Genomic DNA, 15,457 nt, shown 5'->3' on the forward strand with positions numbered 1-15,457 from the left:
ATCGGGGTCAGACCCCGGCCTGGAATGATAATAAGGAGCCCGTCATGGCCCGTAACAAAAAAATACGATTTCGGTTAGCAATGCTGGGTGCCCTTGGCCTGTCCCTGGCCGGTTGTGGCGGCGATTCATCCGAAAGCCCTGCACCCATTGCCGAGACCACTCCGGAAGCTCCCATGAAGGAACAGCCCGGGGAGGTTGAGCAGCCCCGCGCAGTTCAGCAGATGATGACGCTGGGAACCCGGCAACAGGAGGCTGGCCAGGTTCTGGTGGCCACCAGTGAGTCGCGCCAATGGCAGCCATACGAAAGGGCGCCGGAGTTCAGCCATATGGTGGCCTTGCCCAACCAGGTGATCACCATGTCTGACGGTGCCCAGCTGTTTGCGAAGGTGACCTTGCCGGGCAACAGTGCTGATGAAGCCGCGACAGGCCCGTTTCCGGTGGTGTTAACCCAGACCTCGTACAACACGTCTCTGGGTAGCTTTGCGACTGCGGTTGGCGGGGCAAATAAGTTTCTGGTGAGCCGGGGTTATGCCCACGTAGTGGTGGATGTTCGTGGTACCGGCAACTCGGGTGGTAACTGGGAAGCCTTCGGGGAGCGTGAGCAGCAGGATTACGGCGAAGTAGTGGACTGGATTGTGCAGCAGCCCTGGGCCCAGCCCCGGATTGGCGTTGAGGGGATTTCCTATCTGGGCATCACCGCTATTCTGACCGCCCAGCAGAATCACCCGGCGGTAAAGGCAGCGTTTCCGATTGTGCCCATCGGTGACGGTTACCGGGATATTGTGTTCACCGGTGGCAACGTGAATGCCACCTTCATTCCCATGTGGATGGGGCTGGTGACGGGGTTGGGTGCAGTGCCCCTCGAGATGGCTCCAACGGATCCGTTCGCATTCTTCAAGGCTCTGCCGGAGCGGTTGTTTGGAGCTGCCCTGGACTTCCAGTTGCCCACTATTCTGAAGGCACTGCTGGGGGAGCCGAAAACCGCCTATGACGATGACTTCTGGGCAATTCGTTCGCCGCTGGAAAATGCCGACAAGGTGAATGTACCCACATTTATTGTTGGCGGCCTGTTCGACCTGTTCCAGCGCAGCGAGCCCCTGTGGTTTGAGCAGCTTAGCGGCCGGGTGGACACCAAGCTGCTGATTGGCCCCTGGAGTCACATTCAGGCCGCGAGAATTCCGGACAACGGTTTGCCGAAGGATGGCGTGCCAGATCTCGACACCCTGCGGCTGCAGTGGTTCGACGAATACGTGATGGGTCTGGATACCGCTGTGGCGAGCCAGCCGGATGTGACCCAATACGTGCTGGGCCTGGAGCGTTATGAAACTACCAGCCATTGGCCACACCCGGACATGCGGGCGGAGCGATTCTACCTGGCCCCGTCTGAGGAAACCGTTCCGGCCATGGGCAGCCTTGTGCAAGAAGCTCCTGAAGCCGTGGGTGAACAAAGTACCATCCAGTACCCGCTTAACGGGCTGTGTTCGTTCAGCCTGAACCAGTGGACGGCAGGCTTTGTCGGCCTGATGCCGATTCCCTGCGCTGAGGACAACAGCTATGCAGAGGCAGAGGCCATCAAGTTCGAACTGCCCGCAGGGGAAGACGGGCTATACCTGAATGGCCCCATGCAGGCCGATTTGTGGGTTTCTACCACCGCTTTTGATGTGCAGCTTTCCGTGCGGCTGGACACCGTGCACCCGGACGGCTCCACCAGCCCCATCACTAACGGCTTGCTGACAGCCAGCATGAGCACCGTCGATGAAAGCCGCTCCCGTTTCGTAAACGGCGAAATGATCCAGCCCTGGCACACCTACAGCCAGGAAGGTGTTCAGCAGCACGACCCCGGCGAGATTCGCAAGGTTTCCGTAGAAATCTTCCCGAGCAGTGCCTACATACCACCGGGTTCCAGCCTGAGAGTGTCAGTGAACACCAGCAACATGGCTCAGGGCATACCGCCACTGATCACCACCCTCAAATCCGCCCTCGGCGTGATGACCCTGCACACCGGCCCGGAAACACCCTCCAGCCTGGTGCTCCCGGTAGTCCCCGCAGCCAACCTTTAACCCCCGGCGGGGTCAGACCCCCGATACATTTCACCACTCGCAATGTACCGGGGGTCTGACCCGCTGTGACGAACTGCACGCGGGCAATCCCCGGCGGTTTGTAATCGCGGGACGGGTGGTTATAATCGGCGCTGCTCAGGACGAGTGAGTTATAACCATCTAAACTTCAGGGACCGAAGTCATGCCCCAGGCAAGCGGATTGCAGTTCACCGCCCGTGTAGGCGAATTCCCCTCTGATCACTTTTCGGTAGTTGGCTTCGCGCTGACCGAACAGCTGTCTTCCTTGTTTCATGGCCGGTTAGAGCTGGCCAGTACTGACCCAGACGTGGCCGCTGCCGACATTCTGGAACAACCGGTCGACCTGGTGGTTTGGCAGGATGGGCAACCGTTGCGCCGTTTCACCGGTGTGGTGAACGAGTTTGTCCGTGGCAACACCGGCCACCGCCGCACCCGCTACGAATTGGTGATTCAGCCCCCGATGTGGCGCCTGGGCCTGATGCACAACAGCCGCATCTTCCAGACCCAGACTACCGACGCCATTGTGCGAACCTTGCTGGAAGAGCGGGGCATCATCGAAACCGTGTTTGACTTCAAACGCCCCCCTGAAGAACGGGAATACTGTGTCCAGCACCGGGAAAGCGACCTGCAGTTCCTGGAACGCCTGGCCGCCGAAGAAGGCTGGCACTACCGCTACCAGCACGGCAGCGTGGATGGCGAAGAACAACCGGCGTTAATCATCGCCGACCACCACGGCGATGCCCCGAAACTGGAACCTGTGACCTGCAACACCAAAGCCGGCGGTAGCACCCAACAAGCCTGCGTATTCAGCTTTGCCTATGAAGAGCGGGTGCGTGTGTCCTCCGTGGCGATGAAGGACTACACCTTCAAGAACCCGGCCTACGCCCTGATGCACGAACACAGCGCGGGCGGTGTGAATCACAGAGAAGATTATCAACACTACGACTACCCCGGCCGCTACAAAGCCGACGCCAGTGGCCAACCGTTCACCCAGGCCAGACTGGACGCCCTGAGAAACGACGCCTCCCTCGCCAAGGGCAAAAGCAACCGCCCGGACTTCGCTCCCGGTGCAAAGGTAGAACTGCAGGACCACGACAGCCAGACCCTGAACCGGGAATGGCTGCTGACCGCCATCACCCACACCGGCAAACAGCCCCAGGCGGTGGAAGAAGAAGGCGGCAGCGAACCCACCAGTTACCACAACGACTTCACCGCCATCCCGGCGGACAAAACCTGGCGGCCAGTGTGCGACCACAAACCCATGATGGACGGCCCCCAGATGGCGATCGTCACCGGTCCCGAGGGTGAAGAGATCCACTGCGACCAGTATGGCCGGGTGAAAGTAAGATTCCCGTGGGATAGATACTCGAAGAACGACGAACACAGCAGCGCCTGGCTGCGCGTGGCCCAGGGCTGGGCCGGTGGTCAATACGGCTTCATGGCCCTGCCCAGAATCGGCCATGAAGTGATTGTCTCCTTCCTGGACGGCGACCCGGACCAGCCGATCATCACCGGCCGAACCTATCACGCCACCAACACACCGCCGTACGCGCTGCCAGAACACAAAACCCGGACCACATTAAAAACCAAAACCCATAAAGGTGAGGGTAGCAACGAACTGCGCTTTGAAGACGAAGCCGGCGAAGAACAGATCTACGTGCACGCCCAGAAAGACCTGGACCTGCTCACCGAACACAACCGCACCGAAGTCATCAAGAACGACAGCCACTTGACGGTGGAGAGCCACCAGTTCAGTCATGTAAAAGCCGCTGAACACTGCACGACCGACGGTGAAAGCCGGCTTTCTGTGGGCGCAGACTGCAGCCAGATCGTGGGTGGCACTTACCATCAGAAAACCGGCCGTGTGATGGCATCCGAAGCAGGTACCGAAGTGCACCACAAGGCCGGTGCGAAGGTGGTACTGGATGCAGGGGCGGAGCTGACGATTTCTGGCGGTGGCAGCTTTATCAAGCTGGATCCCAGTGGCGTGACCTTGAGTGGGCCGGGGATCAAGATAAATTCTGGGGGGAGTCCGGGGCGTGGGCGAGGGCAAAGCGCCGCTGATCCAGAGTTGCCGGCTGTGCTCGATAAACATGGGACGTCTATGCCCAAATCTTCGGCACTTGCCAGCGTAGGTCAACGCCAATCCGCATCGCCGCAGCATATGGAGTTCGCCCAACTGCCCGGCACTGACCGAAAACTGATTGTTGATGTGATTGGAGGGCGCCTCGAACGCGACTCGGTAGAAGCGGTGAAAGGGACCGAAGGGGAGAAAAACGGATGACCGATACCGTGAATTTTTCAGATGAAACGCGAGACCGCTCCGTTGTTCGCAAGGCCGAATACGATGATGCCGATCCGAAAGATCTTGTACTGACCATACCGTCCCGCAACGGCGGCCAGATCAAGGTGCCATTGTTGAAACAGGCGCGCTCCAATATCGAGAGAGAGGATTATCAGGAAAACACCCTGCTCCGGGTAAAACCTCTGGCCGAAATTGAAAGCAATTTGCCAGTCAAAAGCGGCGGTGTCACGGTTTATCAGGGTAAGGGGGTTGCGCTCCTTCGACCGGGGTATTTGTATGTCTTCCGCAATGACAGGCTCTGGAGAGAGCTGGAGATTGGCGAGGATTCCCGATTCAGTGATATCGACTTTGAAACAATCCGGCCAGACTTGGCCGATCCCGACTCTGAACTGCGGATTACCCGAACGTCCAGCGGGGAATGGCTTGATGATGTGTTGATCCCGGTTTTCCTTCAGGGTCAGGCAGTGATGCACGACTTCCGTATGGCCTACAGTGAGGTGCAATGGGATTGGTCCTACATTGAGCATCTTGAGAAAAATGGGCCAGCTCGGAATGCCAGAACAACCGGCGTTGGTCCTGCCTGGGCTACATCCAGTGTAGAGGGCCTGAGCTTCGAAAGCGGCTTTGTGGCTTCGCGGGTTGAGGATGTATCGGAACTTCGGGAGAGGGACCTTGGTATTGAGCTAATGCTGGAAAAGCCCAGTGATTTTGCCTTGGGTTTTGACGGTCCGGCAGACGCTGAACTTTGCGTCAAACTCGGCCGGCTGCTTGAAGCACCGTTCGACCTGAGTTGTGAGCCAGGCGAGGACCAGTTGGTTGCGTTGAGGCAGCAACCGGGCATTGCCTGCCTGGCACTGCCGGATCCTTTGTTCAAGGCCCGGCATTCCATGTCGCAGCTTCATCTTGCCCTGCATTATCTGGATGCCGTGGATGCTTCCATTCGGGACAATCCGATGGCGCACTCTGCAATGCTCATCCGCCAGGCAATTTTCGACCCTCGACCCAATGGCCAAAACCCCTTCGCCCAATACGCATCGGCCGTTGACCGCTCCAAACTGGATCAGACTCTTAAAACGGTAGAAAAGCAGCATGCTATCGCTGTGATTGACCGGCACCTCGATACGCTCCGCCGACTGCTTAGCAGCGGCGATTATGATGCAGTGCTCGAGGATTACCGGACCTGTCAGGATGTAGCAATTTGCGAGGGATACTTGCTGGTTGCGGATAATCTCAACCTGCTTCAGCAGATTCCGGGCGTGCTCCAAGCTCAGGGCGTTGTCGGTAGGGACTGGATTCTGCAAGAGCTCCGCCGTTGGGTTCTTGAGGGCGCATTTTTGAGTAAGTGGGCTCCTGAAACTGCAGAGGACGGTGCCGAGCCTTTGATGCAAAGCCTTGAAAAGCTGGTTCAGGACACTGCAGACATCGACGAAGAGCGGTTGAATCGGCTGAATATGCAGTCTTTGGTTTACCTTGAGAAACAATTAAACGAGCAGAACAGTGAGACTGAGTCCGGGATCAGAGGCGTCGCTAATGCGGGCAAAGTCAGCGGTATGATCGCAGGCTCACTCAACGAGTGGAGTTCGGCACTGCTTGCCGTTGGCAAACGCCTGATGGAAGGCGGGCATATTCAGGAAGTTGAGCTCCCAAGAATCATGCAGGGAGCCCACTCAAACTTCGCACTCGGGGACCCCAGCCTCAGGCGGATTGATGTAATGACGCGGGAGGGCGCGATAGTTTCCGGCTCGATCATCGGTGTTAACAGCAATGGAATGAAACGCGGCCTGACCGACTTTGATCGAACCGAGGGCGTTCTCACAAGAGCCAAGGATTACCTGTACGCCGACTTGATGGATGATTCTGGCCGGATGGTAGCGTCCACAAGCCCGGCGCGGATGTCTGACGAGATCGAGGAAGCGATCCAAAGGGTCGCTGGCACAAGCTCGGTATTCGCCGCTCCAGATGATCATCCAGAGGCTCGAAAGTTGAGCTTGTTGAAGGTTGATCTTGCCAAGCGTGCAAATGAAGTGGTTGACGGGCCTGCGGTGTCTCGGGGTTTGGTGGCGCTGGCGGCGTTTAATATCTTTATCGAGTTGAACAACTTGATGAAGACGTCTTGGCAAGATGATGGCTTGATTAATCTAAACAGAGGCAAATTGGCTGGGGCGACAGCCGATTTGATCGCTGCATCTCTTAAGTTGAGCGAGGTGTTGGGTAGAGTAGAGTCTGGGTCTCAAGGTAACAAGACTAGAATTTATAAAGTGTCGACGCGTCCTTTGTTTGATATGAAAAACTGGGTCCTGATCGGCGAACGGTTAAAAGCAGTAGGGTCAGCGACTTTGGTTAAGGTTGCAGGATTAGCAACGTTCCTCGCTGGAGCTGTTGGCGCTGGGTTGAGCTATTGGGAGATGCGCATCAGCCTGGCGAACAAGGATTTTGACGCGGCGATTGGGCACGCAGTGGCAATGACTGGTAGTTTAATTGTGCTCGCTTCTCCCCTTATGCATACACTCTTGGCGATCCCAGGTTGGGGATGGGCAATTTTTGGCTTGGCGATGGCCGTTGGCGGTGGGATCTATGCGGCATCTGTTACCGACGATACTTTCGAACAACTGATCAAACGCGGTCCTTGGGGAACTTTATCCGACAGTTCTCTGCCGGGAATGAATGACAAGGCATACTACAGTCAACTGCTCACAATGCTCTCTCCCGTGCAAGTCACCGCTCAGCGCTATGTCGACGTAGAACCCGACCCCGCGTTAGTACACCCCGATTTTCCTCCCGCGCCGGATGACTACGTGATCACTGTTCAACTACCGTTGGTAAGTCGCATTAAATTGCATCATGAGTGCGAGGGAGATCTTCCAGTAAGCCCGTTTAGATTGGTGGTCCAAGAAGTGGCGTATCAAACTACGACCACCAACGTTCCCTCTAAAGGTGTAATGGGGGAAAGCACTAGCACACAGATGTACAAAGCGACACCACTCACCAAGGTCACCGCCAGGCAGTCTCTACCTCAGGAATCCGGAGTTCGCTTTTTGGTTAAGCGGGAGATTGACGAGAATGTGGATGAGGCCCCTCATTACCGGGAATCTTTGACTACACAAATTCGAGTAGGATTGCAGGCTACCCTTGGCTCAGAGCTGGGACCGTTGGTGTTTCCCACTCCCGTATTTGGAGACTATGAACCTTTTGATTTGTCTAAACACGACAATCCTCCACCAAAGGAAAGAAACTTCTTTAACCCCTTTGCACAGCCGGAATCACCATACTGGTTCTTCACTGAGGTCGGCGTATGAACGAAAAGCAGTATGGACCCGATGTTACAGACACTGCATTTCGGGCAACTGAGATTGGGCCCTTGCCAAAATCACCCAAAGAGCGAGCAAGGGTTGGAGAGGAACTCCAGCCTGTTGGTAACTATGCAGGCACGATCCCCTACCTTGGGACGATTCAAGACGTTGAAGCCCTTCAGGATCATGAAAGGTCCGACCCCGAATTTACATCCAAGGATTGGTGGTGGGATCACCAAAAAATCAGGTTCCTGAACGACAAATTGGGTTTTAAATTTCTGATCCTGGTTGTACCAATGACTTGGGTGATTACATTATGGATTGGGGGGCCAGCATTAATGATCTGGGCCTCGGGGGAGATGCAGTTTGTTGCTGAACTTCCAGCCCTCGTGGTCGGAGTGTTTATCATTTTCTTTATATTGGCATGGTTTGCTTTCGCAGTCTGGGCGACACCCATCACTACAAACTGGCTAATGAGTACCGGCATGGGCTTTGTTCTTAAACCCTTCGAAGAAGCCATCAACAAAAGGCTGGACAAGACCCTTGAAGACGGCTGCAGCGAATTTAACCGAATCACTGGCCAAGTTCGCTTAGCCATGGGGGGAGGGCGCTTTTTCCAGGCGCCGTTCGTGGAGTTTGATGCCTATGTTGACCGTGTTATCCAGCAAAGCGGTGTCTTCTACCGTCTGATTCTGGTGCATCGTTACACCCAGAAGTCCTTTCATAAGATGGCGTTCAGCTCCATCGAGTCCAGCAAATCAGAGGTGCTGGCCACCTGGGACATGCTGCAGACCTACATGGATGTAACGCAACCCTTGCCCGATACCCCGCGCCTGGAGCCCTTTCGGCACCTGGATCCGATAACTGCAGAACACGACAAGAAAACTGGGCGAAATCCGAGATATTGGCGCGATTTGGATCTGGAAGCATGGAAAGAGGGGGAAGGCTGGACCGAGGTTCATCGACGTCAGGAGAGTTATCCTTGGGGTGAGAGAACCTGCAAGCTCACCCCGCAACTGGGCAAGATCTCGATGGGTGAATACAGAAAACTGCGCCCGGCTGATGCTTGGCCGATTTGATACCTTGGCCTCTGCCCACAATTTGAGGGGGTAGCAGCTGGGGTGTGGGCCTCGGGCCTGTCGCTATTGCGCAGGCCACTCCCCCGGCACCACAAACCACCGCCCCCGCTCAACCCAACACCCAAGCCCCGGTTGCCACTCCACCCGAGCAAACAACACCGGCACGCCCTTAGCCTCCACAAACTCCAGCGCCTCCCGGGCAGCTCGAACATCAGGCTGCTCACTCTGCCTCCAGGGCCCAATCCAATGGGGCTTTTTCAACGGCACCCAGCCGGTCAGGTCTGAGTTCTCCAAATCGCGGGCATAGCACCAGCGCCCTTGCAAATGCTCCGTCGGCACGTAATCCGGCAGTTCCACCCGATCACCGGGATAGAACAGGTAACCCGGCATATACACTTTCGGGGTAATGGCCTCTGAAATCCCCAGCTCTGCCAGCAATGCCCGAGCCTCCACCCGCTGCGCCATGGGGCTTTGGTGGTTCAGTATACGGTCTGCTTTCAGGTCCAGCCGGTCCTTTGCGTTGGGGCCGTACCATCGAGTGCCGGTTTCGCCTTCGTTCACGCCCAGATAGTATTTAATGGCGATCTCGTGGTGTTCCAGGCAACCGGTCTGGCGGTTACGCACTACGAAGTCCAGCTCGCCAATGGTTCGGTTATCGGCTTTGATTTGCTGGTTCTTCAGTAATAGCTCCCACCCCAGCAATTCTTTCAGAAGCACTTCATACAAACGTTCAAAGTAATGGCCTAACCGGCGCTCGGCGGGCTGGGCTAGCCTTGCGGGCATGGCTTCCGGTTGTTGGTCCCAGTGCTGCAATCTTTCCTGGTAGTTGTCAGGTAACCATTGCTGCGGATAGAAAGACACAGGCGCTTCGAGCAACTGCGGTGCAGAGCACAGCCACGCCAGGTGGCGCACCGCCGGTGTCTGAAAGGTGAGTGGGGTTTCGGTATCTGCGTTTTTCGTCATGGCCCGAGAATAACGTAAACTGTGGCGGTTTAAGAGCCATTAAATTCAGGAGCCAACCATGCAATACCTGCATACGATGATTCGAGTCAGCAATCTGGACGACACTCTCCACTTCTTCTGCGACCTGCTGGGTATGGTGGAAATCTCCCGTAAAGACAGCGAGCAGGGCCGCTTTACCCTGGTGTTCCTGGCCGCTCCGGAAGACGAAGCCCGTGCCCGGGAAAATCAGGCACCGATGGTGGAGTTGACCTACAACTGGGATCCGGAGGAATACACCGGCGGCCGTAATTTCGGGCACCTGGCGTTCCGGGTGGAGAACATCTACGAGCTGTGCGACAAGCTCCAGGCCAATGGCGTAACCATCAATCGCCCACCCCGTGATGGTCATATGGCCTTTATCCGCACGCCGGATAATATCTCCATTGAACTGTTGCAGAAAGGTGATGCACTGGAGCCCCAGGAGCCGTGGGCCAGCATGGGTAATACTGGTACCTGGTAAGTCTGGGTACATAAACCCCCGGAGCAACGACAAATCCTTGCGTCAGTCATCAAAACTGCCGGCTTGTCGTTGCTCCGGTTCTCCCGGGCCTCTAGAATTTGCGACCGTTTTCACAATCGCATCAGGATGATGCGCCTCTCATGACCAAGGAAGGAGTTGCCGAATGGATGATTGGCAAGCTTGCCTGTCTCCGGCCTGCCAGAGTGCATTGGTTCAGGCCCGGGACAGCGTCGACCGCCGCGGCGGTTCGGTAATCACTGCAGAAGATTTCCTGTTGGCGTTGCTGGACGCGATTCCGGACATCACCCCGTTTCTCAAGCGCCAGGGTGTCGACCTGGACGAACTGGTGCGCACCATTCAGGGCGAACAGCCGATCGTTACCGAAGTCCGGGGTGATGGCGACCTGTCTTCCCAGCTGATTTACTGGATTTCCGGAGCCCGGGAGACTCATGGGGTGTCCTGGCTCGAATGGCCGCATCTGCTCAGGCAGTTGGCGTCGGGTGCCGAACGGCTGCAGGACAAAGCCTATGTGGCGGTGCTGGAACTGGTCAGCCATTGGCCGGCGCAGCATGAGGAGCCACCGGCACCGGTTGTCGGCGTGGATCAGGACATTACTCCCTTAACGGTTACCGATCCGGCCTGGCTCGAGTTGGCAGAAGAAGTGGTGGTCATCACCGCAGCCAACTCCCGGGCGCTGATCTGGCTGAAGGGCGATGCCGGGTCCGGTAAAACCAGTTGGTTGAGCGTGCTGAAGTCTATGCCCGGTTTTCTCTGGGTTCAGGTGGACCCCCGACGGCAGGCCGAGATTATGGCGTCAGACCAGCCTGTTGCACCAACAGCTGAAGCCGGCCCGCTGCACTGGCCTGCCCTGATGCTGGACAATGTGTCTCCTGCCGGGTTGCTGGAGCTGATTCAGCAGCCGGATGGTGTTGTGCATGAGCTGGTTACTGGCTGGCAGGGCCCGGTGCTTCTGTTGTCTGAAGATAACGGCGATTCAGGTGCGCCGGAGCGATTGGCTCAGTCGCTGGGCCGGGCCATCGATTCGCTTATGATGCCGGAGATGAGTGCAACCCAGCGCAAGGCCATCCTGATGGCGCACCAGCCGGCAATTGAGAAACGATGGAACATCCAGCTGTCTTCGGCCGCAGTGGACTATGCCAGCTCCCGGAACAGCCGGATGGTTGCGCGGCCCGGTGGCATGCTGGAATGGGTGCGCCGGGCGGCAGCGCGGCTTGACCTGTTTGCCAGTCGGGGGCCATTGGGCGCCCTGGCGGTTGCAGGCCAGCAGGATGCGCTTCGGCGCCAGTCGTTGGTGGCGCTGGCGAGGGGGGATGACTGGGCGGTTTCCGAGCAGGAACTGGCCCGGTTATCGATCCAGCAGGCGGCCGCCGAAGTCGGCTGGCATGAACGTCAGCGTTCTGGAACCCTGCGGCGCCTTCTGGCGGAAGATCTGCGTGAGGAACTCGAACGATGGGTTGCAGGCAAGCCCGGGCCGGTTCACTATGTGCTGCATTGTGAACAACAGCATGGAGAATCCTCGGGTGCAGGATCTGGAAATCTATATTCGTGACCTTGAGTCGGGCGCGGTATCGCGCTGGCTGGAAGGCCAGCTTGACCAGTTACAGCTGGACGATTCTGACGTGTCATCGGTGGCGAAGGGTACGGCTTCCTTCAACGGCGCTCGCCTTCGCATCAGTTTGTACCCCGGTGCCTTTGGCAAACGATTTACCTCTCTGGTACTGGAGGGTGAAGACCTGCCCTGGAACAGTGATCTGGAATGCGCCCGAAGTGCCTGGCGGGCGATGGAGGGTGAGATCCGTTGCAGCCTGGGTGACTGGAAAGAAGGCGATCCGGTAGAGGATGAAAAGTGGTGGCGGTTGGATCACCGGGGTGAGCAGCAGGTGGTGTGGAACTGACAGTTCGACCACCCATATAACGCAAAAAGGCAGCCAGTTGGCTGCCTTTTTGCTGTCTTCAGAGCAGAATTATTCGCTCAGGATAGACACGTTGTCGGCTTGCAGGCCTTTGTCAGCTTCAACCACGTTGAAGCGAACCAGCTGGCCCTGGCGCAGAACACGACGGCCACGGCCGCGGATGGCGCGGAAATGTACGAAGATTTCGTCGCCGCTGTCACGAACGATAAAGCCGAAGCCCTTCTTCACGTTGAACCATTTGACGGTGCCCTCTTCGTTGCCTTCCGGGGTGCTGTCGTCAAAATCGTCTTCGTCGTCATCGTAGTTGTTGGCAGGCTGGCTGGCACGGGCCGGACGGCTTTGGCTGCGGGCATTGTTTGCGGTTGCAGGCTGCTTGCCGGCCAGTGCAATTGCCAGGAAGCCGGCAACGGCGAAAAGAACGAAGGCAATGATGTAGGCGGCAATGCCACCGCTGGCGCCCAGGGCCTCAAGGCCTTCGCCAATGGCGAGCAGGCGCAGGGGGTCCGGAGTGGTGGTAAGCAGAAGGCCCAGTATAAACGGTGCCGGAATCGCGATCAGAACAGCAACGAGGATCGCCTTGGCTGGATTACGCATTGGCTGATTATTCTCCATGATTTTACAGTAACGATAAAAAGCCGGGCATCAGGTAACATGGCATGTCCGGCCGATGAGCGCCGCCTGGCCAGAAACCCGGCTGTGGCGGTAAAAGGCGGCATGATACCAGATTACTGAAAGGGCTGACCAAACCTCATGAGCAAAAACACCCTCGAAGACAGAATTGCGGAACTGGAAATGCGACTTGCGTTCCAGGATGACGTGATTAATACCCTGAGTGAGCAGGTGGCCAGGCAGGAAATGGATATTCGGGAGCTGTGGGATGCCAAGAAGACGCTGCACAAGCAGCTGAAGGATATTTCGCCGTCCAATATCCGGCCAGAGGAGCAGGAGGTGCCGCCTCCTCACTACTAATTCCGGAGTCGGCTGCCGGCTCCGGGGTCAGACCCCCGCGCGGCCCTAAGGCCCAAAGACGCGCGTGGGTCTGACCCCTTTGTGGCACGAAATCACCCCAGCAGTTCCACCAGTATCTGCTCGTAAATCTCTGACAGGGTATCCAGATCGTCAGCCTTCACGCATTCGTCCACTTTGTGGATGGTGGCGTTGATGGGGCCGAGTTCGACGACCTGGGCGCCGGTGGGGGCGATGAAGCGGCCGTCTGAGGTACCGCCGGAGGTGGAAAGCTCGGTTTCGCAGCCGGTGACGGTGCGGATGGCGTTCTGGCTGGCAGACACGAGGGCGCCTTTGTCAGTCAGGAAGGGGCGACCGCTGAGGTGCCACTGCAGGTCGTACTTCAGGTTATGGCGGTCCAGCACGGCCACTACCCGCTCTTCCAGGCTTTCTGCGGTGTTCTCCGTGCAGTAGCGGAAGTTGAAGTGCACCAGGCATTCCCCGGGGATGATGTTGCTGCCGACACCGGACTCAATGCGGGTTATCTGGAACGTGGTCGGCGGGAAGAAATCGTTGCCGTTGTCCCAGAATTCCTTTGCCAGGGCATCCAGTGCCGGTGCCACGGTGTGCACCGGGTTTTCCGCCATGTGCGGGTAGGCTACGTGGCCCTGTACCCCGTGTACGGTCAGGTAGCCGTGCAGCGAGCCACGGCGGCCGTTCTTGATGACGTCGCCCACCTGGTGCGTACTCGACGGCTCGCCGATCAGGCACCAGTCCATTTTCTCGTTTCGGGCTTCCAGGGTTTCCACCACCTTTACCGTACCGTCCTGGGCCGGGCCTTCTTCGTCGCTGGTGATCAGCAACGCGATAGAGCCCCGGTGGTTCGGGTTGTTCGCCACAAAGCGTTCGCAGGCGGTTACGAAGGCGGCCAGGCTGCCTTTCATATCCGCAGCGCCCCGGCCGTACAGGTAACCGTCTTTGATCACCGGCTCAAACGGCGCGTGGGCCCAGTTCTTCTCCGGGCCGGTCGGAACCACATCAGTATGGCCGGCAAAGGCCAGCACAGGCCCCTCTGAACCCTTGCGAGCCCAGAGGTTGTCGGTGTCACCAAACCGCATGTTCTCGCCAGCAAAGCCCAGAGGTGCCAGGCGTGACATCATCAACTCCTGACAGCCAGCATCGTCTGGAGTAACCGACGGACGGCTGATGAGGTCCATGGCGAGTTCGAGGGTGGGGGACAGGGACATGTGACGGCCTTTAGTTGTTAGCGTGCAGTTCTTCGTTCAGTTCAATCGCGGTTTTGTTGGTCTTGCACTCGACCGCGCCGGTCAGGCTGTTGCGGCGGAACAGCAGGTCGTTCTTGCCGGCCAGGTCGCGGGCTTTGATGACTTCTACCAGATCGTTGTTGTCGTCCAGCAGGTTCACCTTGGTGCCGGCGGTGATGTACAGGCCAGCTTCAACCGTGCAGCGGTCGCCCAGGGGGATACCGATGCCGGCGTTGGCGCCCAGCAGGCAGTTTTCGCCTACGGAGATAATGATGTTACCGCCGCCAGACAGGGTGCCCATCGTGGAGCAGCCGCCACCCAGGTCGGAGCCCTTGCCGATGATCACGCCGGCGGAGATGCGGCCTTCGATCATGCTGGTGCCTTCGGTGCCGGCGTTGAAGTTGATGAAACCTTCGTGCATTACGGTAGTGCCTTCGCCCACGTAGGCGCCCAGACGAACCCGGGAGGTGTCGGCGATGCGCACGCCCTTGGGTACCACGTAGTCGGTCATCTGCGGGAACTTGTCTACAGATTTCACTTCCAGGGTGCGGCCTTCAATACGGGCTTGCAGCTGGCGCTCCGGCAGCTCATTCAGGTCGATGGCACCTTCGTTGGTCCAGGCCAGGTTCGGCAGCAGGCCGAAAATACCGTCCAGCTTCAGGGTGTGTGGCCTGGCCAGGCGATGGGAAATCAGGTGCAGCTTCAGGTACACCTCGGGGGTGCTGGAGGCGGTGTCGTCTGTCGCCAGTACGGTAACCACCACCGGGCGCTTGCTGTTGGCGGCCTGCTCGGCCAGCCTGGCCTGCTCGGTCTGGCCCAGCTGGCGCAGGGCGTTAGCAAACTGGCTCAGCTGCTCTGCGCCGGCTTCGATGGCCTGGTTGCCGCCTTTGTAGTCCAGCGCGGTTTCAACCACGTCGATCAGGTCTTTGCCTGGGGTCATGATCGGCTGCTGGTAGTAAACCTCCAGCCACTCGCCCTGGTTGTTCTGGCTGCCGATGCCAATGCCGAATGCAAAACTCATCTGATCTGCTCCTGTACAAAAAAATTAATAGAGTTTTTGCCACGGAATCCACGGAAGGACACGGAAAGAAAAGATTTT

12 protein-coding genes are annotated in these 15,457 nt (G+C 57.7%); 8 read left to right on the top strand and 4 right to left on the bottom strand.

The genetic code is table 11. The annotated features are described in order from the left end of the window. Positions 1 to 44 precede the first annotated feature (44 nt). The 4 genes from Q668_RS11980 (at position 45) to Q668_RS17240 (ending at position 8,752) form a co-directional block, all read left to right on the top strand. Positions 45 to 2,060 carry a CocE/NonD family hydrolase gene (locus Q668_RS11980; protein WP_022989847.1) on the top strand — a complete coding sequence of 672 codons (2,016 nt, stop codon included), beginning with the start codon at positions 45 to 47 and terminating at the stop codon, positions 2,058 to 2,060. Positions 2,061 to 2,241: 181 nt separating this feature from the next. Beyond that, positions 2,242 to 4,362 carry a type VI secretion system Vgr family protein gene (locus Q668_RS11985; protein ID WP_022989848.1) on the top strand — a complete coding sequence of 707 codons (2,121 nt, stop codon included), beginning with the start codon at positions 2,242 to 2,244 and terminating at the stop codon, positions 4,360 to 4,362. Continuing rightward, positions 4,359 to 7,679 (top strand): toxin VasX, encoded by a 3,321-nt coding sequence (locus tag Q668_RS11990; RefSeq protein WP_022989849.1) that lies wholly within the window; start codon positions 4,359 to 4,361, stop codon positions 7,677 to 7,679. The genes Q668_RS11985 and Q668_RS11990 overlap by 4 nt, the downstream gene beginning before the upstream one ends. Continuing rightward, positions 7,676 to 8,752 carry a hypothetical protein gene (locus tag Q668_RS17240; protein ID WP_022989850.1) on the top strand — a complete coding sequence of 359 codons (1,077 nt, stop codon included), beginning with the start codon at positions 7,676 to 7,678 and terminating at the stop codon, positions 8,750 to 8,752. Before Q668_RS11990 ends, Q668_RS17240 begins: the two co-directional genes overlap by 4 nt. 63 nt (positions 8,753 to 8,815) lie before the next feature. Here Q668_RS17240 and Q668_RS12000 read toward each other — a convergent pair whose 3' ends face one another. After that, a complete protein-coding gene (locus tag Q668_RS12000) occupies positions 8,816 to 9,715 on the bottom strand; it encodes a DUF1853 family protein (RefSeq protein ID WP_022989851.1) in 900 nt (299 codons plus the stop codon). Between the two features lie 58 nt (positions 9,716 to 9,773). On the opposite strand from Q668_RS12000, the gene Q668_RS12005 reads away from it, so the two are divergent. The 3 genes from Q668_RS12005 (at position 9,774) to Q668_RS12015 (ending at position 12,130) form a co-directional block, all read left to right on the top strand. Then, positions 9,774 to 10,214 carry a VOC family protein gene (locus Q668_RS12005; protein ID WP_022989852.1) on the top strand — a complete coding sequence of 147 codons (441 nt, stop codon included), beginning with the start codon at positions 9,774 to 9,776 and terminating at the stop codon, positions 10,212 to 10,214. 163 nt (positions 10,215 to 10,377) lie between these two features. Then, positions 10,378 to 11,784, top strand: a complete 1,407-nt coding sequence (locus Q668_RS12010) for a hypothetical protein (RefSeq protein ID WP_022989853.1) — start codon at positions 10,378 to 10,380, stop codon at positions 11,782 to 11,784. Continuing rightward, entirely contained in the window at positions 11,756 to 12,130 is a 375-nt protein-coding gene (locus Q668_RS12015; protein WP_022989854.1) for a hypothetical protein, read from the top strand. The genes Q668_RS12010 and Q668_RS12015 overlap by 29 nt, the downstream gene beginning before the upstream one ends. Before the next feature lie 69 nt (positions 12,131 to 12,199). Here Q668_RS12015 and Q668_RS17680 read toward each other — a convergent pair whose 3' ends face one another. Then, positions 12,200 to 12,742 (bottom strand): cold-shock protein, encoded by a 543-nt coding sequence (locus Q668_RS17680; RefSeq protein ID WP_022989855.1) that lies wholly within the window; start codon positions 12,740 to 12,742, stop codon positions 12,200 to 12,202. A gap of 156 nt (positions 12,743 to 12,898) precedes the next feature. Between Q668_RS17680 and Q668_RS12025 the strand changes: the two genes are divergently transcribed. Beyond that, positions 12,899 to 13,117: a SlyX family protein gene (locus tag Q668_RS12025; protein WP_022989856.1), complete on the top strand. Its 219-nt coding sequence runs from the start codon at positions 12,899 to 12,901 to the stop codon at positions 13,115 to 13,117. A gap of 92 nt (positions 13,118 to 13,209) precedes the next feature. On the opposite strand, the gene dapE is transcribed toward Q668_RS12025, so the two are convergent. Further along, positions 13,210 to 14,340, bottom strand: a complete 1,131-nt coding sequence (dapE, locus tag Q668_RS12030; RefSeq protein ID WP_036219873.1) for a succinyl-diaminopimelate desuccinylase — start codon at positions 14,338 to 14,340, stop codon at positions 13,210 to 13,212. Between the two features lie 10 nt (positions 14,341 to 14,350). Beyond that, positions 14,351 to 15,379 carry a 2,3,4,5-tetrahydropyridine-2,6-dicarboxylate N-succinyltransferase gene (gene dapD, locus Q668_RS12035; protein WP_022989858.1) on the bottom strand — a complete coding sequence of 343 codons (1,029 nt, stop codon included), beginning with the start codon at positions 15,377 to 15,379 and terminating at the stop codon, positions 14,351 to 14,353. Positions 15,380 to 15,457: the final 78 nt, after the last annotated feature.

Origin of the sequence: Marinobacter sp. ES-1, from assembly GCF_000475255.1 — a bacterium.
Classification (GTDB): domain Bacteria; phylum Pseudomonadota; class Gammaproteobacteria; order Pseudomonadales; family Oleiphilaceae; genus Marinobacter; species Marinobacter vinifirmus.

Excerpts from the sequence above, each read along its gene's own strand:
- Q668_RS11980 (WP_022989847.1), top strand. The coding sequence starts at position 45 with ATGGCCCGTAACAAAAAAATACGATTTCGGTTAGCAATGCTGGGTGCC.
- Q668_RS11985 (WP_022989848.1), top strand. The coding sequence starts at position 2,242 with ATGCCCCAGGCAAGCGGATTGCAGTTCACCGCCCGTGTAGGCGAATTC.
- Q668_RS11990 (WP_022989849.1), top strand. The coding sequence starts at position 4,359 with ATGACCGATACCGTGAATTTTTCAGATGAAACGCGAGACCGCTCCGTT.
- Q668_RS17240 (WP_022989850.1), top strand. The coding sequence starts at position 7,676 with ATGAACGAAAAGCAGTATGGACCCGATGTTACAGACACTGCATTTCGG.
- Q668_RS12000 (WP_022989851.1), bottom strand. The coding sequence starts at position 9,715 with ATGACGAAAAACGCAGATACCGAAACCCCACTCACCTTTCAGACACCG.
- Q668_RS12005 (WP_022989852.1), top strand. The coding sequence starts at position 9,774 with ATGCAATACCTGCATACGATGATTCGAGTCAGCAATCTGGACGACACT.
- Q668_RS12010 (WP_022989853.1), top strand. The coding sequence starts at position 10,378 with ATGGATGATTGGCAAGCTTGCCTGTCTCCGGCCTGCCAGAGTGCATTG.
- Q668_RS17680 (WP_022989855.1), bottom strand. The coding sequence starts at position 12,742 with ATGCGTAATCCAGCCAAGGCGATCCTCGTTGCTGTTCTGATCGCGATT.
- Q668_RS12025 (WP_022989856.1), top strand. The coding sequence starts at position 12,899 with ATGAGCAAAAACACCCTCGAAGACAGAATTGCGGAACTGGAAATGCGA.
- dapE (WP_036219873.1), bottom strand. The coding sequence starts at position 14,340 with ATGTCCCTGTCCCCCACCCTCGAACTCGCCATGGACCTCATCAGCCGT.
- dapD (WP_022989858.1), bottom strand. The coding sequence starts at position 15,379 with ATGAGTTTTGCATTCGGCATTGGCATCGGCAGCCAGAACAACCAGGGC.